This is a genomic window from Sphaerisporangium flaviroseum (assembly GCF_039537005.1).
Classification (GTDB): domain Bacteria; phylum Actinomycetota; class Actinomycetes; order Streptosporangiales; family Streptosporangiaceae; genus Sphaerisporangium; species Sphaerisporangium flaviroseum.
In genome coordinates, this window is sequence record NZ_BAAAZR010000004.1 from 448,324 (window position 1) to 472,492 (window position 24,169).

General features: G+C 68.8%; 24 protein-coding genes and 1 tRNA gene. 16 read left to right on the forward strand and 9 right to left on the reverse strand.

Going from position 1 to position 24,169, the window contains the following annotated elements; genetic code table 11:
• Nucleotides 1-225 precede the first annotated feature (225 nt).
• The 4 genes from ABD810_RS13630 (at nucleotide 226) to ABD810_RS41020 (ending at nucleotide 3,373) form a co-directional block, all read left to right on the forward strand.
• Nucleotides 226-615, forward strand: a complete 390-nt coding sequence (locus ABD810_RS13630) for a hypothetical protein (protein ID WP_344938625.1) — start codon at nucleotides 226-228, stop codon at nucleotides 613-615.
• 475 nt (nucleotides 616-1,090) lie between these two features.
• Nucleotides 1,091-1,936, forward strand: a complete 846-nt coding sequence (locus ABD810_RS13635; protein ID WP_344938627.1) for a class I SAM-dependent methyltransferase — start codon at nucleotides 1,091-1,093, stop codon at nucleotides 1,934-1,936.
• Nucleotides 1,937-2,209: 273 nt separating this feature from the next.
• On the forward strand, nucleotides 2,210-2,794 hold the full coding sequence (locus ABD810_RS13640) for a hypothetical protein (protein WP_344938629.1): 585 nt from the start codon (nucleotides 2,210-2,212) through the stop codon (nucleotides 2,792-2,794).
• A gap of 351 nt (nucleotides 2,795-3,145) precedes the next feature.
• On the forward strand, nucleotides 3,146-3,373 hold the full coding sequence (locus ABD810_RS41020) for a tyrosine-type recombinase/integrase (RefSeq protein ID WP_425566891.1): 228 nt from the start codon (nucleotides 3,146-3,148) through the stop codon (nucleotides 3,371-3,373).
• Between the two features lie 79 nt (nucleotides 3,374-3,452).
• Here the strand turns inward: ABD810_RS41020 and ABD810_RS13645 are convergent.
• Nucleotides 3,453-3,526, reverse strand: a tRNA-Pro gene (locus ABD810_RS13645).
• Nucleotides 3,527-3,877: 351 nt separating this feature from the next.
• Here ABD810_RS13645 and ABD810_RS13650 point away from each other — a divergent pair.
• From ABD810_RS13650 to ABD810_RS13670, 5 genes are all read left to right on the forward strand, one after another.
• Nucleotides 3,878-4,321 (forward strand): hypothetical protein, encoded by a 444-nt coding sequence (locus tag ABD810_RS13650; protein ID WP_344938631.1) that lies wholly within the window; start codon nucleotides 3,878-3,880, stop codon nucleotides 4,319-4,321.
• 466 nt (nucleotides 4,322-4,787) lie between these two features.
• Nucleotides 4,788-5,630: a hypothetical protein gene (locus ABD810_RS13655; protein WP_344938633.1), complete on the forward strand. Its 843-nt coding sequence runs from the start codon at nucleotides 4,788-4,790 to the stop codon at nucleotides 5,628-5,630.
• A 6-nt stretch (nucleotides 5,631-5,636) separates the two neighbouring features.
• Entirely contained in the window at nucleotides 5,637-6,701 is a 1,065-nt protein-coding gene (locus ABD810_RS13660; RefSeq protein WP_344938635.1) for a hypothetical protein, read from the forward strand.
• A gap of 3 nt (nucleotides 6,702-6,704) precedes the next feature.
• Entirely contained in the window at nucleotides 6,705-6,896 is a 192-nt protein-coding gene (locus tag ABD810_RS13665) for a hypothetical protein (RefSeq protein ID WP_344938637.1), read from the forward strand.
• 136 nt (nucleotides 6,897-7,032) lie between these two features.
• The gene (locus ABD810_RS13670; protein ID WP_344938639.1) at nucleotides 7,033-7,452 is read left to right on the forward strand and encodes a CBS domain-containing protein; all 420 of its coding nucleotides are present in this window, start codon (nucleotides 7,033-7,035) and stop codon (nucleotides 7,450-7,452) included.
• Nucleotides 7,453-7,615: 163 nt separating this feature from the next.
• Here the strand turns inward: ABD810_RS13670 and ABD810_RS13675 are convergent, their stop codons facing one another.
• The 3 genes from ABD810_RS13675 to ABD810_RS13685 all read right to left on the reverse strand — a co-directional run bounded on the left by ABD810_RS13675 (nucleotide 7,616) and on the right by ABD810_RS13685 (nucleotide 10,415).
• Complete coding sequence (locus tag ABD810_RS13675; RefSeq protein ID WP_344938641.1) at nucleotides 7,616-8,977, reverse strand: NAD(P)/FAD-dependent oxidoreductase; 1,362 nt, start codon at nucleotides 8,975-8,977, stop codon at nucleotides 7,616-7,618.
• 42 nt (nucleotides 8,978-9,019) lie between these two features.
• A complete protein-coding gene (locus ABD810_RS13680) occupies nucleotides 9,020-9,469 on the reverse strand; it encodes an ATP-binding protein (protein ID WP_344938643.1) in 450 nt (149 codons plus the stop codon).
• Nucleotides 9,470-9,632: 163 nt separating this feature from the next.
• Nucleotides 9,633-10,415 (reverse strand): SigB/SigF/SigG family RNA polymerase sigma factor, encoded by a 783-nt coding sequence (locus ABD810_RS13685; RefSeq protein ID WP_344938645.1) that lies wholly within the window; start codon nucleotides 10,413-10,415, stop codon nucleotides 9,633-9,635.
• A gap of 183 nt (nucleotides 10,416-10,598) precedes the next feature.
• Between ABD810_RS13685 and ABD810_RS13690 the strand changes: the two genes are divergently transcribed.
• The gene (locus ABD810_RS13690) at nucleotides 10,599-11,012 is read left to right on the forward strand and encodes an STAS domain-containing protein (protein ID WP_344938647.1); all 414 of its coding nucleotides are present in this window, start codon (nucleotides 10,599-10,601) and stop codon (nucleotides 11,010-11,012) included.
• A 96-nt stretch (nucleotides 11,013-11,108) separates the two neighbouring features.
• On the opposite strand, the gene ABD810_RS13695 is transcribed toward ABD810_RS13690, so the two are convergent.
• Nucleotides 11,109-11,837: a GAF and ANTAR domain-containing protein gene (locus tag ABD810_RS13695; RefSeq protein ID WP_344938649.1), complete on the reverse strand. Its 729-nt coding sequence runs from the start codon at nucleotides 11,835-11,837 to the stop codon at nucleotides 11,109-11,111.
• A 131-nt stretch (nucleotides 11,838-11,968) separates the two neighbouring features.
• Here ABD810_RS13695 and ABD810_RS13700 point away from each other — a divergent pair, with 131 nt between their 5' ends.
• Nucleotides 11,969-13,864: a SpoIIE family protein phosphatase gene (locus ABD810_RS13700; protein WP_344938651.1), complete on the forward strand. Its 1,896-nt coding sequence runs from the start codon at nucleotides 11,969-11,971 to the stop codon at nucleotides 13,862-13,864.
• Nucleotides 13,865-14,056: 192 nt separating this feature from the next.
• Nucleotides 14,057-15,229: a glycosyltransferase gene (locus ABD810_RS13705; protein WP_344938654.1), complete on the forward strand. Its 1,173-nt coding sequence runs from the start codon at nucleotides 14,057-14,059 to the stop codon at nucleotides 15,227-15,229.
• 67 nt (nucleotides 15,230-15,296) lie between these two features.
• Here ABD810_RS13705 and sthA read toward each other — a convergent pair whose 3' ends face one another.
• Nucleotides 15,297-16,700, reverse strand: a complete 1,404-nt coding sequence (gene sthA / locus ABD810_RS13710) for a Si-specific NAD(P)(+) transhydrogenase (RefSeq protein ID WP_344938657.1) — start codon at nucleotides 16,698-16,700, stop codon at nucleotides 15,297-15,299.
• 131 nt (nucleotides 16,701-16,831) lie between these two features.
• On the opposite strand from sthA, the gene ABD810_RS13715 reads away from it, so the two are divergent.
• Nucleotides 16,832-17,896 carry a glycoside hydrolase family 16 protein gene (locus ABD810_RS13715; RefSeq protein WP_344938660.1) on the forward strand — a complete coding sequence of 355 codons (1,065 nt, stop codon included), beginning with the start codon at nucleotides 16,832-16,834 and terminating at the stop codon, nucleotides 17,894-17,896.
• Nucleotides 17,897-17,914: 18 nt separating this feature from the next.
• On the opposite strand, the gene ABD810_RS13720 is transcribed toward ABD810_RS13715, so the two are convergent.
• Complete coding sequence (locus ABD810_RS13720; RefSeq protein WP_344938663.1) at nucleotides 17,915-18,976, reverse strand: PucR family transcriptional regulator; 1,062 nt, start codon at nucleotides 18,974-18,976, stop codon at nucleotides 17,915-17,917.
• Between the two features lie 94 nt (nucleotides 18,977-19,070).
• Between ABD810_RS13720 and ABD810_RS13725 the strand changes: the two genes are divergently transcribed.
• The 3 genes from ABD810_RS13725 (at nucleotide 19,071) to ABD810_RS13735 (ending at nucleotide 22,958) form a co-directional block, all read left to right on the forward strand.
• Nucleotides 19,071-19,988, forward strand: coding sequence for a proline dehydrogenase family protein (locus tag ABD810_RS13725; protein ID WP_344938665.1), 918 nt, complete (start codon nucleotides 19,071-19,073; stop codon nucleotides 19,986-19,988).
• An 8-nt stretch (nucleotides 19,989-19,996) separates the two neighbouring features.
• Entirely contained in the window at nucleotides 19,997-21,622 is a 1,626-nt protein-coding gene (gene pruA, locus ABD810_RS13730) for an L-glutamate gamma-semialdehyde dehydrogenase (protein WP_344938666.1), read from the forward strand.
• A gap of 118 nt (nucleotides 21,623-21,740) precedes the next feature.
• Nucleotides 21,741-22,958 carry an RNA polymerase sigma factor gene (locus tag ABD810_RS13735; protein WP_344938668.1) on the forward strand — a complete coding sequence of 406 codons (1,218 nt, stop codon included), beginning with the start codon at nucleotides 21,741-21,743 and terminating at the stop codon, nucleotides 22,956-22,958.
• Nucleotides 22,959-22,976: 18 nt separating this feature from the next.
• Here ABD810_RS13735 and ABD810_RS13740 read toward each other — a convergent pair whose 3' ends face one another.
• Both ABD810_RS13740 and ABD810_RS13745 read right to left on the reverse strand, forming a co-directional pair.
• Complete coding sequence (locus ABD810_RS13740) at nucleotides 22,977-23,402, reverse strand: PPOX class F420-dependent oxidoreductase (protein ID WP_344938669.1); 426 nt, start codon at nucleotides 23,400-23,402, stop codon at nucleotides 22,977-22,979.
• Nucleotides 23,403-23,411: 9 nt separating this feature from the next.
• Nucleotides 23,412-24,158: a lysophospholipid acyltransferase family protein gene (locus ABD810_RS13745; protein ID WP_344938670.1), complete on the reverse strand. Its 747-nt coding sequence runs from the start codon at nucleotides 24,156-24,158 to the stop codon at nucleotides 23,412-23,414.
• Nucleotides 24,159-24,169 lie beyond the last annotated feature (11 nt).

The following is a 24,169-nucleotide window of genomic DNA, read 5'->3' on the forward strand; positions in this document are numbered from 1 at the left end:
GTGGCTCCCTCGTGTGGCGATACGGGCTGGCAAATTCTGGACCGTTACAAAGCGCTTTCGCTATGCATAGCGCAAAGATCCACCGATGTCACCTGCCGTGATCCGAAAGGGTGATGTATGTGACAGTGGGCCAGGTTCTTTCTTGGGCCGGGGCAACGCCACCGATTGCGCGAGAATGACCAGCATGGTTGCGATCGCGGTTCGTGGCGGCGATGATCAATACCCGTGGGCGCCGCGCGTGAACAGAGCAAGTACCGGGTTCAGATGGACACCAGTCAATGGTTGATCATTGACGCAGTGATTGACAACACGATCGCCATAGAGGTCGTGGATGGTGATCCCGGCATTGTCGATCTCGGTGACAGCATCCGGCACGCCGGTTGGGAACAGGTCCCTGACTGGCCGCACGATGCCGAGGCTCTTAAGACGTGGCCGCCGGCAGGTCAGCAGGTCACGATGAGCCTTACCGGTCAACAGTGGAGTCTGGTCGCTTCCCAGCTAGAGCGTTGGGCGGCTGTCTCCGATCGCCTTGCTGACGGCAACGAGAACGCTGAGCGAGGCATTGTCGCGCTGGTCCTGGCCCAGCTTTCCGCGCAAGGCTGGTCCAACCGCTGAATAGAGAACTGATAGAGGCTGTCTCACCCTGTAGGCCGTGTTCTGATCACAGTGTTTCTCTAACCCGCGGCCCGCAAGTTCGACAACAGTGAACCCCAGATGTCGTAGTAGAGCTCGAACTCCAGCCTGCGACTTCTCCACCTGCGCCGATCACGCCGAGTAGCGCCTGACCAGGCAAAATAACTCTCAACGTCTCCCGTCGACTTCCGACGTTTTACGGCCTCAAACGGAACTGAAACGGAACTGGGGCGTCAACATGTGCCCTGAATGTGCCCCTGATCTGGCGGCAAGGCTGCGTGGTCTGGTTGGGCCGCTGCGTCCGGCTTCTGGGGCGGATCATGCTCGGCAGAGATCGTCACATAGCCAGACGTCCATCTGGTTATGGCCGTCAGGGCGCTTCAGGCGCATCCTGTGAAGTGCGCGGAGTGGCCGGGCGTGGCCAGCACGCTGGGTTCTGGCCGGCGAGGAGGAATGCATGGAAAGCGCGCCGAGCAGGACGGCGATGTTTGCGGCCGTGTCGCGTGGATTGTTTCGCCTGGAGACGGCGCCGCCGTGGGTACTGGACGATGTGCTGGCCCTGGTGCTTGTCGGCCCGGTATGGCAGCAGCTGCGAGACCAGTTCGATCCGCTGTTCCCTGGCCCGGTCCGCAGCGAGTCCCGTGCGGCTGTCTGCACCCGCAGCCGGTACGCCGAAGACCGGCTGGCTGCTGGTGCCTTCACGCAGTACGTGATTCTTGGCGCGGGGCTTGACTCGTTTGCGTGGCGGCGGCCGGATCTGCTCGGCTCGCTGACGGTGTTCGAGGTTGATCACCCTGCCTCCCAGGCCTGGAAGCTCGAGCGGGTCAGGGAGCTCGGCCTGCCGCTCAGCGACTCGCAGGTATTCGTGCCGGTTGATTTCGAGGCCGGACCGGTTCAGGATGTTCTGGGCCCGGCTGGGTTCGACTGGGCGCAGCCGGCGATGTTCTGCTGGACGGGCGTCGCCCCCTATCTGACGGCACAGGCGATCGAGTCGACGTTGCGCACGATCGCGGCGGCTGCTCCCGGGTCTGAGGTGGTGTTCTCCTACCGGGCCGAGGACTGTGCGCTCGACGACGCGGGGACGGAATTCGCCCGTATCTACACGCCGATCGCGGCTTCTGCCGGCGAGCCTCTTCAGCCTGGCTGGCCGGTATCCGAGATCGAGAGGCTGATCAGCCGGTGCGGGCTAAAGGTCGTGGACCACCCCGCACGTGCAGACCTCCAGCAGCGGTACTTCGCCGGCCGTACCGATGGCCTGCGGCCCTATACCTTCGAGACCCTGGTGGCCGCGCGGGTCACCTGAGCGAGCGCAGGCCACGTCGGCAACTTCACCGTCTGCGAGGGCCCGGCGGTGACGGTACGGCAGAGGAGTACAGCAACCTCCAGGGCCTCGGCGTAGCCGCGTCGTGTCCGCTTTGCTCATGCTGGGCGCAGTCCGAGGGTTTCGAGGGTCCGGGTGGCGTCCCGGGCGTGGTGCCTGCAGGCGGCGGCGACGCTGGCGTGCCCGGCCGTTTTCAAGATGCCGATGGCCAGGTTGCGCAGGGCGGCCATGGCCTGGCTGCTAGCGTCCCGCCATATGAAGAGCGATGACGAGATCCTGGAGATGGTTCGCCAAGATCAGGGTCTCGGCGAACTGCTGTGGGAGGTCTGCGAGTTTGACCTCTCGCGTGGTGATCACGGCGAACCTGTTCGGCTCTCGTCTGGGCATGCCCTGGAGGCCATAGCAGGCGACTTCACTGGCGGTACGTTCTTCCTCTGCGGTGAACGCCGCTCGATCCGTCCGGTCTTGTATGCCAGCTCCGAAGGGGAGGCCGGACTTATCGGCCATAGCCTTGGCGAAGCCCTGGAGGTCATGATCGGGCTACCGTCCTGGTGGGACTGCCTTAAGTATTCCGGTGGCGGAGATCTGGTGACTATGCAGGCCGCTGCGGAGCACCTGGAGCACGACGAGCTGAGAGACCAACCGGAGCTTGGTGCTCAGCGCGTCCAACTCGCGATAGCACTGTCGTTGGACCTGGCGACTGTCCCGCTGCTGCTGGCCCGCCTGCGTGATGCGGTGGCCGGCACTACACCTGACTTTCTCCTCACCGTCGAAACTGGTGAGGAGTATGGGTCGCTGTTTGGGCCATGGCTGCCGAGCCGCAATCCCGCCTGGCGTTGAGAACCTCCGCCACAGCTAACGCCAAGACGTCAAGATCAGGTGCGCCCTTCTGCCGCGGGAGTTTCCGCTGGTAGTCAGCGTGGCGTCGTGAAATGAAGACGGCCATCACGTGATCCTTCAGGTTGCTACACCAAGATCGAAGGAGAACAGGTGATGGCCGTGAACGACAGTGTGGGCGGGCTCGAACAGTTCCTCTGATCGCTGAGGTTCGTAACCTGATCGCAGTACGTCTGGATGTGGTCGGCCCGGATCCCACCGCGCGGCTTTTCACCGGTCCTCGGGGCGGACGGATCACCACGGCGGTTCTGCGAGACGCCACCCATTGGGATCACGTGGTGACACAGCTCGGCTATGAGCCTCTTCGCCCGCCATGATCTCCGGCACACCGGGCTCACCTGGATGGCCGACGCCGGCGTGCCGATGCATGTTCTGCGGAAGATCGCGGGCCATGGATCACTGACCACAACCCAGCGCTATCTGCATCCGGATTCACGATCCATTGCGGACGCCAGCGAAGCTTTGGGTGCCCATCTCGCTGTCAGGCGGTCCCCAAATGGTCCCCGCCTCAAGGTCGTCTAGCCGACCCGATGATCTAGCCGACATGAAGAAAGGCCTGTTGACCTGAGGTTTCCCTCTGATCGACAGACCTTCTCGCCTGTCGGGACGACAGGATTTGAACCTGCGACCCCTTGACCCCCAGTCAAGTGCGCTACCAAGCTGCGCTACGTCCCGCTGCTCACCTAGGCGAGCGAGAACAACCTTAGCGCAGTTCCAGGAGTCATGTGTACGCGTGCCCCGCCCCTGGCGGCTCTCTAGGGGGCGAGGGGACGCGCCTACGGGTGGCGCCCCTGCCGACGTGATGGACGATCAGTCGTCCGGGGAACATGGGGAAGGGATCGCCGGAACATGGGATGTGGGACACGGCAACATGGGGCCTGGGGACGCGGGATCACGGGGCCGGTCGGCGCGGGATCATGAGGCCGGTGAAGACGGGACTTGGGCCGGTCGGCGCGGGAATGTGGGGCCGATGTACCCCGAGGTGCGGGCCGGTGGAGTGGTAGGCGATGACGGCAGGATGGGCGCATGGGGCGGAAAGCTCATATTGATCGGGAAGAGTTGCGGCGGCTCGTCGGCGAGGGCCGATCCAACGCGGACCTGGCCGCGTACTTCGGGGTGACGGAGTCCGGGATCTTGCAAGCCAAGCGAAACGCAGGGCTCGCCAAGCCGATGCTCGACCACGGTAAGGCCATCCCCTGGAAGCTGAACCGCGTCCATAACCAGACCGGTCCCGCCACCAATCTGAGGAACCTCTCCGCCATCGCGCAAGGTGGGGATGTACCCCAGCCGAAGATCAACACAGCTCTGCGGTGGGCGCAGCGACTGGTCGACGGTGGCCTCGACATCGCCTACGGCCCCGAGGAGGGGTTCTACGAGACACCCGTCACCGGGCCCTCCCATATCCGGTCCGTACTGGACGACGCGCTCGCCGTCCTGCGCGAGCGCGAGGGTCTACCGGGCGAGAGGTAGGCATTCGATCTTTCGGCCGGCTGAGATCGGCGGGACCGTCAGACCTCCCGTAAGCCCGGACCGTCAGACCTCCCGTAAGCACTGCCCGACTTGAATCCCCGCCGGAGCCTCAGGCGAGAACCACGACCCCCGAGCCGGCCCCGGAGCCCTCCCGACCGCTTGGACCGGCTCGACGGTGAAGACCCGACCGCGACGGGCGGCCACTGACGCCGGGTCACCGCTGGAGAAGGGCGCCAGCTCTCCAGCAAACACCGCCCGAGCCCCCTCACCCCCCGCACGACCGCGCCTTCCCGCCCCGGCCGGTCCAGCGTCGGCTCGGGGGCCGTGGTCCTCGCCTCCGGGTGGGGTGGAGGCGAGTCGAGGGGTGGTCTTTGCGTGCTTGGCCAAACGTGTGCTTTCGGTCCGTTTTGCAGCCGTTATCTCGGGCAGTCGGGGGTTACAAAGGCACACATAACCGGAGGCATACATGACCATCACCTGGGTGGCCGTCGTTGTAGCCGCGGTGGTGGCGATTTTGGCCGTCGGCTACCTCGTGAAGCAGCAGCAGCGCAGGCGCCGGCTCCAAGAGCGCTTCGGCCCCGAGTACGAACGCACTTTGAGCGAACGCGAGAGCCGCCGTGAGGCGGAGCAGGAGCTGCTCGAAAGAGAGCAGCGCCACGCCAAACTGGACATCAGGCCGCTTGCCCCGGAAACCCGATCGACCTATGCGAAGAAGTGGACCGAGGTGCAGGAGCGGTTCGTCGACGCTCCCGGCTTCGCGGTCACCGAGGCGGACCACCTCGTCACCGCCGTCATGGCGGACCGCGGTTACCCCACCGAGGGATTTGAGCAGCAGGTGGCCGATCTTTCGGTCTCCCACGGCGCGACGCTGGATCGCTACCGTCAGGCCCACGAGATCAGCAGCCGCGCCGCGCGGCAGGAGGCGTCGACCGAGGAGCTGCGGCAGGCGATGGTGCACTACCGCGCCCTGTTCGAGGAACTCCTCGAGGACAGCACCGGCGTCGGCCCTGACCACCGCCAGGACACCGCGGACCATGGCCGCGAGGCCTCCGCGGACCCCGACCGCCAGGACGCCGTGACGCCCGACCGCCGCAGCTCCGTGGACCCCGACCTTCAGGACGGCCCCGCGGACCCCGGCAACCGGAGCGCCGTGGACCCCGGCCGCCAGGACACCATCGACCGCGACCGCAATGGGCCTGTGGACCCTGACCGTCGCGAGTCCGTGGACACCGGCACCCGGGGCTCTGTGGAGAGCGACGCCCGCCTGGCCGAGGAGCGTACTTCACACCGCAACACCCAGGGAGGCTGACCAGCGATGGAACCCTATCGCCGAGACCCCGTGGACGAGCCGGTCCGTGATCCGGAAACCGGCCACGTCTTCAACCCCACCGGCGACCACGACCGTGACCGCGACCGCCGTCTCGACGAGGCCGACACCGTCTACGACGAGGCGGACCACGATCGGGACAAGCGCGATCTCGACGGAAGCGACGATCTCGACGCCACTCCTGACCCCGCGCACAGCTCTGATCCGATACAAGGCTCCCACGGCTCCGACCTCGACGGGTCCTCCGACCCGGTCCACGGCTCCGACCACGACGGGTCCTCCGACCCGGTTCAGGGATCAGATCACCTCGGCTCGTCCGAGACGGATGCCTCCCACGGGCGGGACGGTCTCTCCGAGTCCGATGGCCTTGACGGCAAGAACGACGACCACGATCGGAATGATGTGCTCGGTAAGCGGAACGACCTGGCGGACCCAGACAACGACCTCGGCGAGCCGGCCTGGGGCGCGGATGACGTGAAGAAGTCGGAGCAGGCCAAGAATGACGACCAGGCCGACCTGATCGTCTACCCCGAGGACGCGGAGCGCCCGACGCAGTCCGTCGAGGACTCGAAGCCGGCCTCCGGAGTTCCCGGCCTGGAGCCCTTGCCGGCGGCCGGCGCCCAGCACACCAACGACAACGACGTGCACCGCGACGAAAGCGGCACGGCGGTCATAGCCGGCTCCGCGACGGACACCGCGGCGGCGACGAGCACCGCGACCGCTACGGACACAGGTGCGGCGACCGGGACGGCGTCGGACACCGCCGGGGAGTCCATCGACTTCCAGCAGCGCTGGCGCGAGGTCCAGGCCGGTTTCGTGGACGACCCGAGGGACGCCGTCGAGCGGGCCGACCAGCTCGTGGAGGAGGCCGTGACGGCGCTCACCACGCGCAGGCAGGGGCTCGTCGACCGCTGGAAGAACAGCGACCAGAGTGATACCGAGCAGCTGCGGCTGGCCCTGCGCGACTACCGCTCCCTGCTCCAGGATCTCGTAGGGCTTTCCTACTCCACCGCCGGGCAGGGAAGCTCCCCGGCTCGAAAGGAAACGAGGTAATCGATGCTAGCCATCGTCGCGGCGATCGTTTTCGGGATCGCCTTTCTGTTCGACCTCATCGGTACCAGCATCGGCATCTCCACCACGGCGCTGGTCGCGCTCGGGCTGTGCCTGCTCGCCCTGCACCAGGGTGGCATCGGCACGTCGAGCGTGAGCGGCGGCAACTGGCGCGGATACCGGCGCACCCGCCGCTGAGCCGCCGAGACGCCGAACCGCTGAGGCGCTGAAAAGCCGAGGTACCGAGACGCCGAGGCACTGAGGCACTGAGGCACTGAAACGTCCAAGCGCTGAAGCGCTCAAACGTCAAGATCGAGCAAAGAAGGTGTCGAGAATGACCCAGAAGGTGCGGGACGTCATGACGCACCGGCCGATCTGCCTGCCCGCCGACGCGACGGTCTCCAAGGCCGCCCGCCTGATGCGGGACCAGGCCATCGGAGACGTGCTGGTGACCAAGGACGATCGGCTCTGCGGAGTCGTCACCGATCGCGACATCGTCGTGCGCGCCGTCGCGGAGTCCCGGGATCCCGAGTCGACACCCCTGGGCTCTCTGTGCAGTTCGGAGCTGGTCACCGTGCACCCCGACCAGAACGCCGACGAGGTCGTACGGCTGATGCGCGAGAAGGCCGTCCGGCGGGTTCCCGTCGTCGAGCGCGGGCGTCCGGTCGGCATCGTCTCCCTGGGGGACATGGCGCTGGAGCGCGAGCCCAGGTCACCGCTTTCGGAGATCAGCGGCGCTCCCCCGAACGGCTGATCACCATGAACGCGCCGGCGGCCCTGCGGCCGGTGGCGTGCCAGAGACGCCGTGTGTGCCCTCTCGGGCCTCGGGTACGCACGGTTTGAGAGGAAGGGCGCCGTCCCACCGGGACGGCGCCCTTTCGCATGCCGGCCCCCGCACGAATGGTCGAGATCTACCGTCAGCCGTGCCTTCCCGCACCCGAGTGGACCGGGGGCCGTTCACGGGTCTCCTGGACGGTCGTCCGGGCCGCGAACTCGAACTCACCGCGGGGGTACTGCATGGCGCCCAGCGAGACGATCTCGCGTTTGAAGAAGAACCCGAGCGTCCAGTCCATCATGACGCGGACCTTCTTGTTGAAGGTCGGGATCTTCGACAGGTGGTAGGTCCGGTGCAGCAGCCAGGCCGGGAATCCGCGGATCCGGTGCCCGTAGATGTTGGCCACGCCGCGGTAGAGCCCGAGGCTGGCCACCGAGCCGGCGCTCTTGTGCTTGTACGGCTTGCGCTCCTCGCCGCGCAGGGTGGCGAGGAGGTTGTCGGCCAGCCGGGTGGCCTGGCGTACGGCGTGCTGGGCGTTGGGCTGGGTGGTCTCTCCGGGCCGGGTCAGGTCGGGGACGGCCGCGCAGTCCCCGGCCGCGAAGGCGAAGGTGGTGCCCTCGATGGTGAGGAACTCGTCGACCCTGACCCGATTGTGGGAGTCCAGCGGCAGGTCTCCGGCTTTGACCAGCGGGTTCGGCTTGACTCCCGCGGTCCACACCAGGGTGTCGGCGTCGAACTCCTCTCCGTCGCTGAGCACGATGTGGTGGTTCTCCGCCGACCGGAGCAAGGTGTGGGTCCGCACCTCGATGCCCCGTCTGCGGAGCTCCCGGGCGGTCCACTCCCCCATTTCGACGCCCACTTCGGGCAGAATCTTGTCGCTGGCCTCGACGAGCACCCACCGCATGTCTCCCGGGGTCAGACCGGGGAAGTAGCGGCACGCGTCGGTGGCCATGTCCTCCAGTTCGGCCAGCGCCTCGACCCCCGCGAAGCCGGCGCCCACGAAGACGAACGCCAGCGCCCGCCGCCGTACCCGCTCGTCGGTGGTCGAGGCGACCAGATCGAGCTGGGCGAGCACGTGGTTGCGCAGATGGATGGCCTCCTCCAGGGTCTTGAAGCCGATGCCGCACTCGGCCAGGCCGGGGATCAGCAGCGTCCGGGAGACCGAGCCGGGCGCGAAGACCAGGTAGTCGTATTCCAGCCGGCGTCCCGGCCCTTCGTAGGGCTCGAAGTCGACCGTGCGGGAGGCGAGCTCTACCCGGACCACCCGGCCGCTGAGGATCTCGCATCCCGTAAGCACGCGGCGCAGGAAGACGACGACATGCCGGGGCTCCACGCTCCCCGCCGCCGCCTCCGGCAGGAACGGCTGGTAGGTCATGTAGGAGTCCAGGTTGACCACGGTTATGCGGGCTTCGCCACGTCGGAGCCTCTTCCGCAGGCGCAGCGCGGTGAGCATGCCGACGGAGCCGCCTCCCACGATGAGTACCCGAGGGATTCGCTGAGTCATATCCAGGACATACCCGCCCGAAGGGCGTTATAAGGGGATTTGTCAAAGTCTAAAGCGCATTATGACGTTTGTCCCGTTTGGCCCGGTTCGGAGGTGAAGCTCCTTCGCCAGCCGCCTGGCCACCCACAGGCCCATGCCACTGGTCGAATAGTCGTGCGGAGCCTCTAGGCCGGGAGTCTTGTCGGGGACCCAGTGGCCGTCGTCGTGGACGTCGATCATCAGATCGCCACTCTGGCACCATATGCGCAGCCGCGCCTTGTCGGCCCCGTGTGTCACGGCGTTGGTGGCGACCTCGTTGACCGCCACGAGGAAGTCGCCGATGTCCCCTTCCACCATGCCCGCCCGGCGGGCGTGGAGGGCGGCGAAGTCCCGGACGTCAGGAAGGTCCCCGACACAGAACGTCATCTCCCGGATCGCCACTCCGGACGGGAGCGGCACGCTGCCGCCCCCGTCCGTCAGGAAGCGGGGAGGAGGGACTTCGTCCTCGTTCACCCGATAACCGCCTCCAAGAGCGATCGGCTAGGAATGGTCACCCGCAAGCCGTGGGTGCCAATACATCGATGAAGATACCCCGGGATGCCGTTCCGTGAGGGAAGTGCTCCCTCCCCGTAACTTCTCTGCTGCGGGGTTGAGTGCCCCAGGAGGGAGGGGTTAATCAGTATGCGGCGACGAGCTGCGAGCGGAGCTGGTCGAGCACCTTGCGGAGGATTCGGGAGACGTGCATCTGGGAGATGCCGAACTCCGCGGCGATCTCGGCCTGGGTCATGTTGCCGTAGTAGCGCAGGAGCAGGATGTTGCGCTCGCGCTCAGGCAGCTGGTCGATCAGCGGCTTGATCGCCTCACGGTCGACCAGCGTGGCCAGCTCGTCGTCCTCGTCGGGGATGAGGTCGCCGAGCGCGGCGGCGTCGTCGTCGGCGCCCATCGGGGCGTCCAGCGACAGGGTGCTGTAGGCGGCGGAGGCGTCCATCGTCAGCAGCATGTCCTCTTCGGAGATGCCCATCCTCTTCGCCAGCTCGGCGACGGTGGGGAACCGGCCGAGCTCCTGGGTGAAGTCGGCGACGAGGCGGTTGAGCTCGGATCGCCGCTCCTGGTAAAGACGCGGGACCCGTACGGCCCAGGTCCTGTCGCGGAAGTGCCGCTTCACTTCCCCGGTCATGGTGACCATGGCATAGCCTCTGAAGCTGTGTCCCAGCTCGGCGTCGAACCCGTTGATCGCTTTCATCAGCCCGACGTACGCGGCCTGGAGCAGGTCCTCCATGGGCTCGCCCCGATGGAGGTACCGGCGGGAGATCTCCCGCGCCATCGGAAGGTGCATTTCGACGATCATCTCGCGCAACCGGGCGCGCCTGGCCTCGGTGACGCCGGGCTCGGCGAGTTCGCGAAGAAGATCTTCGGCGGTGACGTCGGTCTGGGGGAAAGTGCGGTTCTCGGCAGCCATTGCTGCTCCCTCGTATGCCTTGCAAGCGAGGCGGAACCGACAATGCCCATGCAGAGTCGACATCGCCTCGCGTACTACTGTCGAGACGAGGCCCTCTGCTGGACCTCTCGGGCTCCAGTATTCCCCAAAAATCAAGAGTATTGCTACCCCCCAGGCAACAGTAATGTTGCGATTGACCCCCCGATGGGGTTGGCGCCATGCGCCAGGGAAGCGGCGAGGAGGCGCGTGGTGACCGTTCCAGATAGGGCAGATTCGGCCCTGACCCTTGCTTCGGCGGTTGCCGAGGGAGTGCCCGTAGTACGTGTGAGCGGCATCCTCGATGCGACCACCCGGCAGCAGTTCACCGACCGGCTGGCGGAGATCGCCGAAGATCATGGCCCCGACCTGGTGCTCGACCTGGCCGGCGTCACGTTCATGGACTCCCGGGCGCTCGGGCTGATCGTGCACCACTGGCAGCGAGCGATGGCGGCGGAAGGCCACTTCGCCCTGGTCGGAGTGCAATACTCCAACTCCAAGGTGATGTGGGTGACCGGGCTCGCGCAGCGGCTCCCGCTGTACGACACGCTCGACGAGGCACTGGCGGCCTTCAAAGGCTGATGCCAACCCAGAAAATCATGCCTTAGCGGACAACTGACGCTAGAGTCCTACGAAGTATGAGAAAGCTACCCATCACCCACCGTTCCTATCCGGCCGTCAGGACGGCGCCGCGCCACCGTGCTTGCTCTGGTGCTCGCTGACCAGCAGGCGGGCCAGATCGGCGACCTTGACCTGGTGGTGCTGCGAAAGACGGCGCAGCTCGTCGAAGGCGGCCTCGGCCGAGCAGCCGCTCGCATGCATGATGATGCCCTTGGCCTGGTCGATCACCGCGCGGCCCGCCAGCGCCTCCTGGAGCTGAGCCGCGTCGGTGAGCACGTCGTCGTAGTCGGAGATGTTGGCCAGGGCCACGGTGAGCTGCTCGGTCAGCAGGGCGGCGAGGGCGTCGGCGGAGCCGCCGGAGAAGGCGCCCGGCCGCACGGCGTACAGGCCGAGCACCAGCGTCGCGCCGTCGATGGCGATCGGCAGGATCAGCGTCGACCGCACTCCGTGCTTGACGGCCGTCACGGTGTACCGAGGCCAGCGCGTGTCGAGCAGCACGTCGGTGACGAGCACGCTGCGGCCCGTGGCCAGCGCCTCGACCGACGGCCCCTCCCCCAGGGCCTGCTCCCGGTCGACCAGGGCGATCAGGTCGCTGTGGGAGGCGGAGAGCATGAGCCGCTCCTCGCGCCGCAGCTCGACGGTGCCACCGGCGCATCCGGGCACGCCGGCCGCCACGGCCCCGGTGATGCCCTGCAGCACGCTCTCCATCGAGGTGCCCTCGTGAACGCGGCCGAGGGCCGCCAGTTCCCGAGCGAGCGCGGGACTGAACATCCGCATCGTCTCCATAACAAGCCTCCGGCTTCCCTCAGATGCCAGGTTAATTCCAACAACGGGGTGCTCACCGATGGGAAGCGCCTCCTTGACGTACGGTCTAGCAGGGGAACGCACGCACCCCTCGGCCATATGAAGGACCCCAATTGACCGACAGCACTGATCTCCCGGCGCTCGAACAGGCGCTGAGCGGCCTGACGGCCCGCATATCGTCGCTTCGCGACGCCCGCTCGGCCTACCCGGGCGACCCGCGCCCGACCCTGGACGCGGCCCTCGTGGAGCTGGACACGGCACGTGACCTTCTCAGGGCCGCGATCGGCGAGCTGGGCAAGTCGCGCCGCAGGTCGGGCGGCAAGGAGAGCAGCTCCAACCGCGAGCTGAAGCTGCTGCGCACCATCTACCGCACGATGCCCGTCCCGGTGATCGTCCTGGACACCGCGGGCACGGTGCGGCGGGTCAACGCCGAGGCCTCCCGCCTGCTCGGGAGCCCGGACGGGTACCTCACCGGCCGCGCCTTCCCGCTGCTGGTGGACGTCTCCCGGCGGGCGGCCTTCCGCTCCCACCTGACCTCCTTGCTCCACACAGGCGAGACGGCGGCCTTCCCGACACGGCTGACCCACCAGGGCCGCGCGCACAACGTACGGCTCGTCCTGACGCAGCTCCGCATGGCCGGGGAGCCTCAGGAGATGATCGCCGCGGTGGCGCTGCCCGTAGAGGTCCAGATCCCCGAGCACGAGCGGGTGGTGGAGCACGAGCAGGGGCCCGAAGAATCGTTGATCATGGGCAGCGCGCGGCGCCAGGACCTGATGTCACAGCTCACCCGCCTGCTCCTCGACGAGGAGAGCCTGAGCGAGCCGGTCGCCCTGATCAGGGCCGGGCGGCTGCTTGCCTCCGCCACCGCCGACTGGGTGTTCGCCGACGTGGTCCGCAACGGCGTGATGCGGCGATCGCTGGTCATCGGCCCCACCAACCAGCCCGTCGCCCGCCTGGTGCAGACGCTGGAGCGCATGGACCCCTCGGCGGCACCGCTCGTCTCCCACGTGCTCGAGAGCAGGGGCGGCGTGGTGCAGGAGATGGTCGAGGAGGACTCGTCGTTCGGCGTCCTGCCCGACGGCTCCCCCGTGCTGCACGCGACGCGGGCCGGGTCGGTGCTCAGCGTCCCCATCCAGGCCGCTGACGAGGTCCACGGGGTCCTCACCCTGCTGCGGCTGCGCGAGCGCCCCCCGTTCGGTCTGGCGGACCTCGCGCTGATGGAGGACGCCGGCGCCCACATCGGGCTGGCCCTGCGCGCCCAGCGCATCTTCCAGGGCAGGTCCCAGACCGCCGACACCCTCCAGTCCGGGGTGCTGCCCCGCACCCTGCCGGACGTCCCCGGCTACGACACCGCGGCGGCGTATCACACCGGGGCCGGGCCGAGGGCCATCGGCGGGGAGTTCTACGACGTCTTCCGCGTGAAGGACGGCTGGGGCTTCGCCGTCGGCGGTGTGGTGGGCCAGGGCGAGGAGGCCGCGTCGGTCACGGCGATGGTACGCGGCGGGCTGCGCACGCTCAGCGTGTGGGAGGACGACCCCGGAGCCGTCGTGGCGAAGCTGAACGACGCCCTGGTTATGCAGGACACCGGCATGTTCGTCATGGTGGCCGCCGGGTTCGTCACCCCCGGCAGGCGCGGCGGGCGCATCCGGCTGGCGTCGGCCGGCAACCACCCTCCGGCCGTGCTGAGAGCCGATGGCGAGGTGCGCTTCACCTCCGGGGGAGGCATGCCGCTCGGCATCGAGACGGGTGTCGAGGTCCCCGTGGAGGAGATCGGCGTCGCTCTGGGCGAGACGCTGGTGCTGTACTCCGATGGGCTCGCGGGCTCCCGCGGCAGGTCGGGCCAGGCCGAGCTGGCGTACGGCGAGGGACGCCTGACCGAGGTGCTCACGCGCTGCACGGGACAGTCGGCCACGGCGGTGGTCAAGGCCGTCGAGGAGGACCACCAGGCCTTCTGCGGCGGTCAGGTGCTCGACGAGACCACCATTCTCGCCCTGCGCCGCGCCCGCTGACACCCCGCGAACGCCCAGGTCAGCGCCCAGGGGATAACCCTCGCGACATATATCTTTCAGAATAATTCCCCTGAAGGGGTTTCCAAGCTCTGGGAGATCGGTACACTCACTATCAGTTCCCGTGCCTAAGACGCAGGCACAACTCAGTACGTCTTCGGGCCCTTCTGTGGCCCGGCTCTCCTGAGGTGTGCCATGAACATCGCCATCGTCTCCGTGCACGATCTTCCCGCCGACATCCCGGCCATCGCCCGTGAGTTGAGCAGTGCCCACCGCGTGACCGTTTACACCCGCCGCAACGCTCCTGACCGCAAGCCGCGGGTGAAGGTGGCGACCGGCGTGACGATCGAGTACCTCACGGCGGGCCCCGCCGAGCCCCTTCCGGAGAACGGGCTCATGCCTTACATCTCCGACTTCAGCGCCCAGCTCATGCAGCGGTGGAGCAAGGACCGGCCCGACGTCATCCACGCCCACTCCTGGACCGGCGGTCTCGCCGCGATCGCCGGATCCGACGGCATGGACATCCCGATCGCCCAGACCTTCCACAAGCTCGGCTCATCCTCCATACAGCCCCGTGCCGACCGCGAGCAGGCCGCCCGGGTCCGCCTGGAGCGCGCGATCGGCCGCCGCGCCAACGCGGTGATCGCCTCCTGCGCCGACGAGGCCGAAGAGCTGATCCGGCTCGGCGTGCCGCGCAAGAACATCGCGGTCGTCCCGCACGGCGTCGACGTCGAGCGCTTCCGCCGTCAGGGCCCCTCTCTCAACCGCGGCGACCGGCCCCGCCTGGTGCACGTCGGCCACATCACGCCGGGCGGCGGCGCGCACACCGCGATCCGCGCGCTCGACGGCATTCCCGGCGCCGAACTGCTGATCGCCGGCGGCCCCGTCGCCGGCGCCCCCGACACCGAGCGCGACCTCGAGGCCCTGCGCCTGCTGGCCAAGGAGGCCGGCGTGGAGGACCGCGTCACCCTGCTCGGTCACGTCCCCCACAACGGGATCGCCAAGCTCATGCGCAGCGCCGACGTCGTGCTCTCGCTGCCCGTCGCCGTTCCCAACGGCAAGGTGGCGCTGGAGGCCATGGCCTGCGGCGTCCCGGTCATCGCCTCCGCCCTCGGCGCCCACGTCGACTCGGTGGTCGACGGCGTGACCGGCATCCTGGTCCGTCCGGACAGCCCCGCGCTCCTCGCCCGCCGCACCCGCCAGCTGCTCGGCGACCTCACCCGCCGGACCGCCCTGGGCTTCGCCGGCGCCGACCGCGCCAGCTCGCGTTACTCGATGGAGCGCATCAGCCGCGAGCTGGTCCGCGTCTACGACACCGTGACCGGCCGCCAGCAGCCCGTGGAGATCGAGGAGGCCGAAGCCGCCTGACCCGGCGCGCTCCGCCCCGAGCCCGTACCGCCCACGGCGGTACGGGCTCACGCATGTCCGGGACCGCTCACTCCGCGAAACGGGCCATGCGGCGAATCTTGTTCATGGCGTCCAGGGCCGCGACCTTGTACGACTCGGCGAGGGTGGGGTAGTTGAACACCGCGTCGACCAGATAGTCGACCGTGCCGCCGCAGCCCATCACCGCCTGGCCGATGTGCAGCAGCTCGGTGGCTCCGGTACCGAAGACGTGCACCCCGAGCAGAGCACGGTCCTCCGGTGACACCAGCAACTTCAGCATCCCGTAGGTGTCGCCGATGATCTGCCCGCGTGCGAGTTCCCGGTAGCGGGAGACGCCCACCTCGAACGGGATGAGCGACTTGGTGAGCTCGTCCTCGGTCTTCCCGATGAAGCTGATCTCCGGGATCGTGTAGATGCCGATCGGCTGCAGGTGCGACATCGCGTTCAGCGGCTCGTCGCAGGCGTGGTGGACGGCGATGCGCCCCTGCTCCATGGAGGTGGCCGCCAGGGAGGGGAAGCCGATGACGTCGCCCACCGCGTAGATGCCGGGCACGCTCGTACGGTAGTGCTCGTCGACGGTGATGCGGCCACGGGCGTCGGCGGTCAGCCCCGCCGCCGGCAGGTCGAGCCCTTCCGTCACGCCGTGCCGGCCCGCCGAGTACATGACGGTCTCCGCCGGGATCTTCTTCCCGCTTTCGAGCACCGTGACGCACCCGCGTGCCCGGCGCTCGACCGCGGCGACGGTCTCGCCGAACCTGAAGGTGACCGCCAGGTCCCGCAGGTGGTACTTCAGCGCCTCGACGACCTCCAGGTCGCAGAAGTCCAGCATGCGCTCGCGCCGCTCGACCACGGTGATCTTGGTGCCGAGTGCGGCGAACATGGAGGCGTACTCGATGCCGATCACGCCCGCGCCGACGACCACCATCGAGTCGGGCACCCGCTCCAGGCGGACCATGCCGTCGGAGTCGATGACCGTGCGGTCGTCGAACTCGACGCTGTCGGGACGGGCAGGCCGCGTCCCCGTCGCGATGATGACCTTGTCGGCGGTGACCTTGGTGCCCTTGCCGTGCTCGTCGACCACCTCGATCGTGTGGGCGTCCAGGAACCGTCCGGAGCCCGTCAGCACGGTCACGTGGTTACGGGTCAGCTGGCTCCTGATCACGTCCACCTGGCGGCCCACCACGTGCGAGGTGCGCATCGTCAGGTCCGCGACCGTGACCTCTTCCTTCAGGCGGTAGCTCTGGCCGTACATCTCGCGCTGGTTGAGGCCGGTGAGGTACAGCACCGCCTCGCGCATGGTCTTGGAGGGGATCGTGCCGGTGTTGATGCACACCCCGCCGATCATGTTGCGACGCTCGACGATCGCGACCCGGCGCTCCAGCTTGGCCGCCGCGATGGCCGCCTTCTGGCCTCCGGGCCCGGACCCCAGAACAATAATCTCGAAATCCGACACAACGCCCAGTGTGCGGCTAACTCCTGGATACGTGAAGCGGTGCGGGCCGCCGGGAACGCCAAATCGCTATAACCCTGTGATCAGGGGAAGATGCTTGCTTTCATGGGCGCATGTCGATTCGTAGCGCATACATGATCGTAGCGGCGACGACGTTGAGTCTCTGTCCCGGTCCGGGGCACGATGGCCCGTACGACGGCCGCTCAGGCGGTGAGGCACGGCGGCCGGCCGTCCACGGCGGCGCCTCCCCCACCGGCACGACTCAGGGCTACCCTCCGCACGCCGGCCCGGTGACGAGCAGATCTCCGCGATACGCCCCGCCCGGGAGCGATCAGGCGGAGCGGGGGCCCGGTCTCACGGGCGACGCCCCGGCCTATCCCCCGCCACCGGTCTACGACCGCCGCTACGGGCGCCCCGGCACCCCCTCGCCCTCGGGAGCGGGCACACGCATCCCGGGGCAGCCCAGCGCCCCCTCACCCTCCGGAACGGGCACGCGGGCTCCGGGACAGCCCGGTGCCACACCGCCGGCCGGTGACCGCGTGTCGGCGGCGCCCGACGCCCGGTGGGGCACGCCGGTGTTCGTGGAGAACTTCGACGGCGGGCAGATCGACCGCGGCAAGTGGGAGGTGTACCACTCCCCCGACGCCCGGGTGAACCCGCGTACGGCGCGGGCGACGACCGTCCACGACGGCATGCTGCACATGACCGGCGGCTTCTACGACGGCAAGGACCTGTCCGGCGGGGTCGCGAGCCACCTGTCGCAGACCTACGGCCGGTGGGAGGTGCGCTTCCGCGGCGAGGCGGGTGCCGGGTACTCCCTGGTCACGTTGCTGTGGCCGAGCAGTGAGAGCGGCGAGTACGCCGAGATCGACTTCGCCGAGGTGATCGACCCCACCCGGCAGACCGGCGGCATCTACATCCACCGTGGTGAGGCCCCGCAGGCGCAGAGCCAGATGCGCGCCGACTTCACCAAGTGGCACACGGTCGCCGTCGACTGGCTGCCCGGCCGGCTGACGTTCTGGCTCGACGGCAAGCAGGTCTGGGACTACACCGGGCCCCGGGTGCCCGAGGGCCAGCCGATGCATCTGACCTTGCAGAACGACGTGGTCTGCAACCAGTGGTCGCCCTGCCGCAACGCCTCGACGCCGAGGACGGTGTCGATGTTCGTCGACTGGGTCAAGATCTACCGCGCTCGCTGAGCGAGCGGGCGCTTCGGGTCATGGCCTGCCGGGTGTCCTGAGGAGCTCCGTCGCCTTGAGTCCCAGGTGCAGCAGGAGGCGGTTGTCGCCGTCGGCGAGGTCGAGCCCGGTGACGCGCTCGGCCTTCGCCAGCCGGTAGTACAGCGTCTGGCGGTGCACGCCCAGCCGCGCGGCGGTCTCGCGCACCTGGCCGCCATGGTCGAGGTAGGTCTCCACGGTGAACGCGAGCTCGCCGTCCAGCGCCCCCGCCTCGGCGGCGAGGTCGGCCAGGTCCGTCGCGGACAGGCGCACCAGGAGCCGGTGGACGCCGAGGTCGGCCCAGGCGGCGACGGGGGCGAACCTCGGCACCCGCTGGGCCGCGCGCAGGGCCAGTCCTGCCTCGCGCCAGCTGCGCCAGGCCTCGCCCGGGTCGTCGCGGGCGCCCCCGATGCCGGCGGCCGTGCCGTACATCGCCTGGACCCTCGCCGCGACGGCGCGGGCCTGGGCGGCGGGCGCGAGGACGGCGGTGAGGGGGTCGCCCGCGTGGGCGAGCACCCCGCGCGGCAGCGTCCACAGCGGTGCCACCCGGTCCGAGGCGCTCCGGACGGCTATCGCCGCGACGGGCCCGGTGACGTCCAGAGCGGCGGACGCGCGGGACTCCGGGTCGGCCGAGAGCAGGTCCCTCAGGCGCGCGCCGAGGTCCTGGCGGCTGCGCGCCTCCTGGGCCAGCACGGCGGCGGCCCGGTCGACCAGCGGTGACACCTCGGCCAGGAGGCGGTCACTCAGCGCGCCCGAGTCGAGCAGCCACAGGTACCCGTAGGTCACCTCGCGGTGGCGGAGCGGCACGCAGACCCGCGCGAGCACCCCGAGGCTCTCGTCGGCCGGGATGCGGACGGGGCCGAGGGCCGAGGCGATGCCGAAGCCCTCGAAGTAGGCGCGGACCTCGTCGGAGGCGCGGCGCCGCAGGATCGACTCGCGGCGGACCGTGTCGATGTCGCCGCTCTGCGCCGCGTACGCCAGAAGCTGGAAGCTTCGATCTTCCAGCGTCGCCGAGGCGTCCAGGATGCGAGCGATGTCATCGACGATTTCCTGCAGGTCCACCCGCTCATTGTCATACATCTGTATGAAGGGGGTAGACGTGGGCCGTGGCGGATGTCCATGGAAGCCACTGAGCTGCGGATTTATGGTGGTAGACATGCTCGGTTCCATATTGTTGGCGGTATCGCGAAGCCCTCTCGCACGCCGCGCCGTCTCGGGTTTTCCGGTGACCCGGCACGTGGTCGACCGGTTCGTCGCGGGCGAGGACGCCGGTGACGCGCTGTCCGCCGTCCAGCGCCTCACCGATGCCCGCCTCTCGGTCACCCTCGATCATCTGGGCGAGGAGACCAAGGACACCCGGGCCGCCGCCGAGACCGTCAAGGCCTACGCCACGGTGCTCGACGCACTGCGCCCCCTCGGGCTCGGCGGCCGCGCCGAGGTCTCGGTCAAGCTGTCGGCCGTCGGCCAGGCGCTCGACCACAGCCTGGCCCTCGACCACGCCCGTGAGATCTGCGCCGCCGCGCGGGAGGCCGGGACGACCGTGACCCTCGACATGGAGGACCACACCACGGTCGACTCCACGCTGTCGATCCTGCGCACCCTGCGTGAGGACTTCCCCTCGACCGGTGTCGCCATCCAGGCCTACCTGTTCCGCAGCGAGGCCGACCTGCGCGACCTGTCGTACGAGGGCTCCCGCGTCCGCCTGGTCAAGGGCGCCTACGCCGAGCCCGCCTCGGTGGCCCACCAGAGCAAGATCGAGGTGGACAAGGCGTACGTGCGGTGCCTGCGCATCCTCATGGAGGGGAAGGGGTACCCCATGGTGGCCACGCACGACGACCGGCTCATCTCCATCACCGAGCTGCTGGCCGACCGCAACGGGCGCGAGCGCGACGGCTTCGAGTACCAGATGCTCTACGGCATCAGGACCGACAAGCAGGAGGCGCTGGCCCGCGCCGGGTCCTCGGTCCGCGTCTATGTCCCCTACGGCGACGACTGGTACGGGTACTTCATGCGCCGCCTCGCCGAGCGCCCCGCCAACGTCGCCTTCTTCCTGCGTTCACTCCGCTCCAAGTGAGGTCTTCCATGGATGCCGTAAGCAACGTCCCCGTCCCGGCCAACGAGCCGGTTCACGGCTACGCGCCGGGCAGCTCCGAGCGGTCCGCTCTGGAGAGCCGCCTCAAGGAGCTCTCCGGCTCCGCGATCGATCTGACGATGACGATCGCCGGCGAGCAGCGCATGGCCTCCGGCACCTCGATCGAGGTGGTGCAGCCGCACAACCACGCCCACGTGCTGGGCCGTACGGCCGACGCCTCGGCCGCCGACGTGCGGGCCGCCATCGACGCCGCGCTGAAGGCCGCGCCGGCCTGGCGGGCGCTGTCGTTCGACGAGCGGGCCGCGATCTTCCTCAAGGCCGCCGACCTGCTCGCCGGGCCACGCCGGGCCACGCTGAACGCCGCCACGATCCTGGGGCAGTCGAAGTCGGTGCAGCAGGCCGAGATCGACGCCGCCTGCGAGCTGATCGACTTCCTGCGCTTCAACGTCTCGTTCGCCCGGCAGTTGCTCACCGAGCAGCCGATCTCGTCTCCCGGTGTGTGGAACCGCATGGAGTACCGGCCGCTCGAGGGCTTCGTGCTCGCGATCACGCCGTTCAACTTCACCGCTATCGCGGGGAATTTGCCGTCTTCTGCGGCTTTGATGGGAAATGTCGTCGTCTGGAAGCCGTCGCCGACGCAGCAGTTCGCGGCCCACTTCACGATGCGCCTGCTTGAGGAGGCCGGGCTCCCGCCGGGCGTCATCAACCTGGTGACCGGCAACGGCGCGGCCGTCTCCGAGGTGGCGCTGACCGACCCGCACCTGGCCGGCATCCACTTCACCGGTTCCACCGCCACCTTCCAGCACTTGTGGGGCACGGTCGGCGCCAACATCGCCGGCTACCGCGCCTACCCCCGCCTGGTGGGCGAGACCGGTGGCAAGGACTTCGTGCTGGCCCATCCCTCCGCCGACCCGGCCGTGCTGTCGACGGCGCTGATCCGCGGCGCGTTCGAGTACCAGGGCCAGAAGTGCTCGGCGGCGTCCCGGGCGTACGTCCCCCGCTCGATCTGGTCGGCGATCCGGGACGAGTTCGTGGCCACGGCCGAGTCCCTGACCGTGGGCGACGTGGCCGCCGACCTGTCGACGTTCATGGGCGCCGTCATCGACGCCCGGGCCTTCGCCAAGCACAAGGAGGCCATCGACCGGGCACGGGCCACCGACTCGATCAACGTGCTCACCGGCTCCTACGACGACTCCACCGGCTACTTCGTCCGGCCCACCATCCTGGAGGGCTCCGACCCGGCCGACGAGATCTTCGTCAAGGAGTACTTCGGCCCGATCCTGGCGGTGCACGTCTACGACGACCACCGCTTCGACTCCGTGCTCGACCAGATGGAGAGCGTGTCGCCGTACGCCCTGACCGGCGCGATCATCGCCCAGGACCGGTACGCCATCGCCTCGGCCTCCGAGCGGCTGCGCTTCGCCGCGGGCAACTTCTACATCAACGACAAGCCCACCGGCGCGGTCGTGGGACAGCAGCCCTTCGGCGGCGCCCGTTCCTCCGGCACCGACGACAAGGCCGGCTCCATCTTCAACCTGATCCGCTGGGTCAACGCCCGCGCCATCAAGGAGACCTTCACCCCGCCGGTCGACCACCGCTACCCCCACATGGGGTGACGCCGGGCAACGCACGGGCTCCTCTCCCGGAGCCCGGAAGAAATTCCGGTGGCCTTCACCGCGGCCATCGTGCTCGCGTGGGCCTGGGTGTCGGCGCTGTCGGCGCACCTGTACCGCCGTGCCACGCGACCGTAACCGGTGGATCGTGCAGGACGTCGGCCTCGCCGAGGAGCTCGCGCAGGACGCGCTGGTCATCGCGCTCGGGAAGTGGCCTGAGTCAGGTGTCCCCGGCAACCCGGGCGCCTGGCTCATGGCCACCGCCAAGCACCGCGCGATCGATCTCGTACGCCGGCGGGTCCGGTACGACCGGAAGCTGCAAGAGCTCGGCCACGAACTGGAGACCCAGGGGCCGGCCGGGCCCGATCCGGACGCCGCGATGGACGACCACATCGGTGACGACCTGCTGCGCCTCATCTTCACCGCCTGCCACCCGGTGCTGTCCACCGAGGCGCGTACGGCGCTCACGCTCAGACTGCTCGGGGGCCTGACGACCGAGGAGATCGCGCGGGGGTTCCTCGTGCCGGAGCCGACCGTCGCCCAGCGCATCGTCCGGGCCAAGCGCACACTGGCCGGCAAGAAGGTCCGGTTCGAGATGCCCGACCGCGACGAGCTGCCCGACCGGCTGGCATCGGTGCTGGCGGTCCTGTATCTCGTGTTCAACGAGGGCTACACGGCCACCGTCTCCGAGGACTGGATGCGGCCGGCGCTGTGCGCGGAAGCCCTCCGCCTCGGCCGCGTCCTGGCCGGTCTCATGCCAGAAGAGCCCGAGGTGCACGGCCTGCTCGCCCTGATGGAGATCCAGGCCTCGCGCACCCGTGCCCGCACCGGCCCGTCCGGCGAGCCCATCCTGCTTCTCGACCAGGATCGCGGGCTGTGGGATCGGCTGCTGATCCGCCGCGGCCTTGCCGCACTCGAACGCGCCGAGGCGCTCGGTGACGGGATCGGCCCCTACACCCTGCAGGCCGCGATCGCCGCCTGCCACGCCCGTGCGCTGACCCCCGGGGACACCGACTGGGCACGGATCGCGGCGCTCTACCAGGTGCTCGCCTACATCACCCCGTCTCCGGTCGTGGAGCTGAACCGCGCGGTCGGGGTCGGGATGGCCTACGGCCCGGAAAGGGGCCTGCAGATCGCCGACACGCTGACCTCGGAACGAGCCCTCGACTCCTACGCCCAACTGCCGGCCGTGCGCGGCGACCTGCTGGCCAGGCTCGGCCGGCTCGACGAGGCGCGGCGGGAGTTCCGCCGGGCCGCGACCCTCACGCGCAACCAGCGTGAACGCGCACTGTTCCTGGACCGCGCCGCAGGCTGCGGGCGCGAGTCGTCGACCATGTGACCTGGCGCGGGCCCGCGTTCAGACGGCGATGCCGCGCATGGCGATGACCTTGCCGATGTGGACCCGGACCACGACCTCGCCCGGGGCGCCGTTACGCCTGCCGAACTCCTCCGCGCGCTCCTGGCCCATGTAGCGCCCGCCGAGCACGGTCGCCCACTTGACCAGCTCCTCCAAGTCCTCGGACAGCGTCGCCGTGCCGTCGATCATGACGAAGGAGTACGGCGGCCGCTCCTCGTCCACGCAGATCGCCACGCGGGGATCGCGGCGCAGGCTCTTGGCCTTCTGCCCGCTGCCGCTGGTGGTGAACACCAGGTCGTCGCCGTCCAGGACGAACCACACCGGGGTCACATGCGGGCGGCCGTCCGCCCGCGTGACCCCGACCTTCGCGGTGTGCGTGCCCTCGAGCACGAACTCGCGCCACTCACTGTCACTCATCCGATCCATAGAGTCACATTACGACATGCCACCCCGCGACTGGCGCTCGGCCGCGTCCAGGGCGGCGGCCTCCTCGGGGGTCGGAGCGGTTCCGCCGAGGTGGGCGGGCTGCCACCACACGCCCTCGGGGATCTCCGGGTAGCTCCGCTGGACGCGGTCGAGCTGCTCCGACATGAGCACCCGCAGGTCGGCGGTGAGCTGGGCCATGTCGTCCCCGGGCTTGAGGTAGAGGGGCTCGCCCACGTCGATCGTGATGGGCACGTGCCGCTGGGTGAGGTTCTTCGGGCGGCCCTTGGTCCACAAGCGCTGCGTACCCCACACCGTGACGGGGATCAGGGGGACCTCGGCCTGGGACGCCATGCGGACGGCGCCGTTCTTGATGTCCTTGATCGTGAAGGAGCGGCTGATCGTGGCCTCGGCGAACACGCCCACCACCTCGCCCTGGCGCAGGGCCTTCACAGCGTGGCCGTAGGCCCCCGCGCCCGCCGACCGATCGACAGGGATGTGGTGCATCGCACGCATCAGCGGGCCGGAGATCCGGTTGGTGAAGACCTCGTTCTTGGCCATGAACCGCACGAGACGGCGGGAGGGGTGGGCGCCGTAGCCGACGAAGATGAAGTCGAGGTAGCTCACGTGGTTGCTGACGAGCACGGCGCCGCCGCTCTTCGGCACCCGCTCGGAACCCTTCACGTCGATTCTCAGATCAAGCGCCTTGAACAGGCCGCGCGCCGTTGCGACGACCGGGGGATACACGAACTCAGCCATGTCTGCACCGT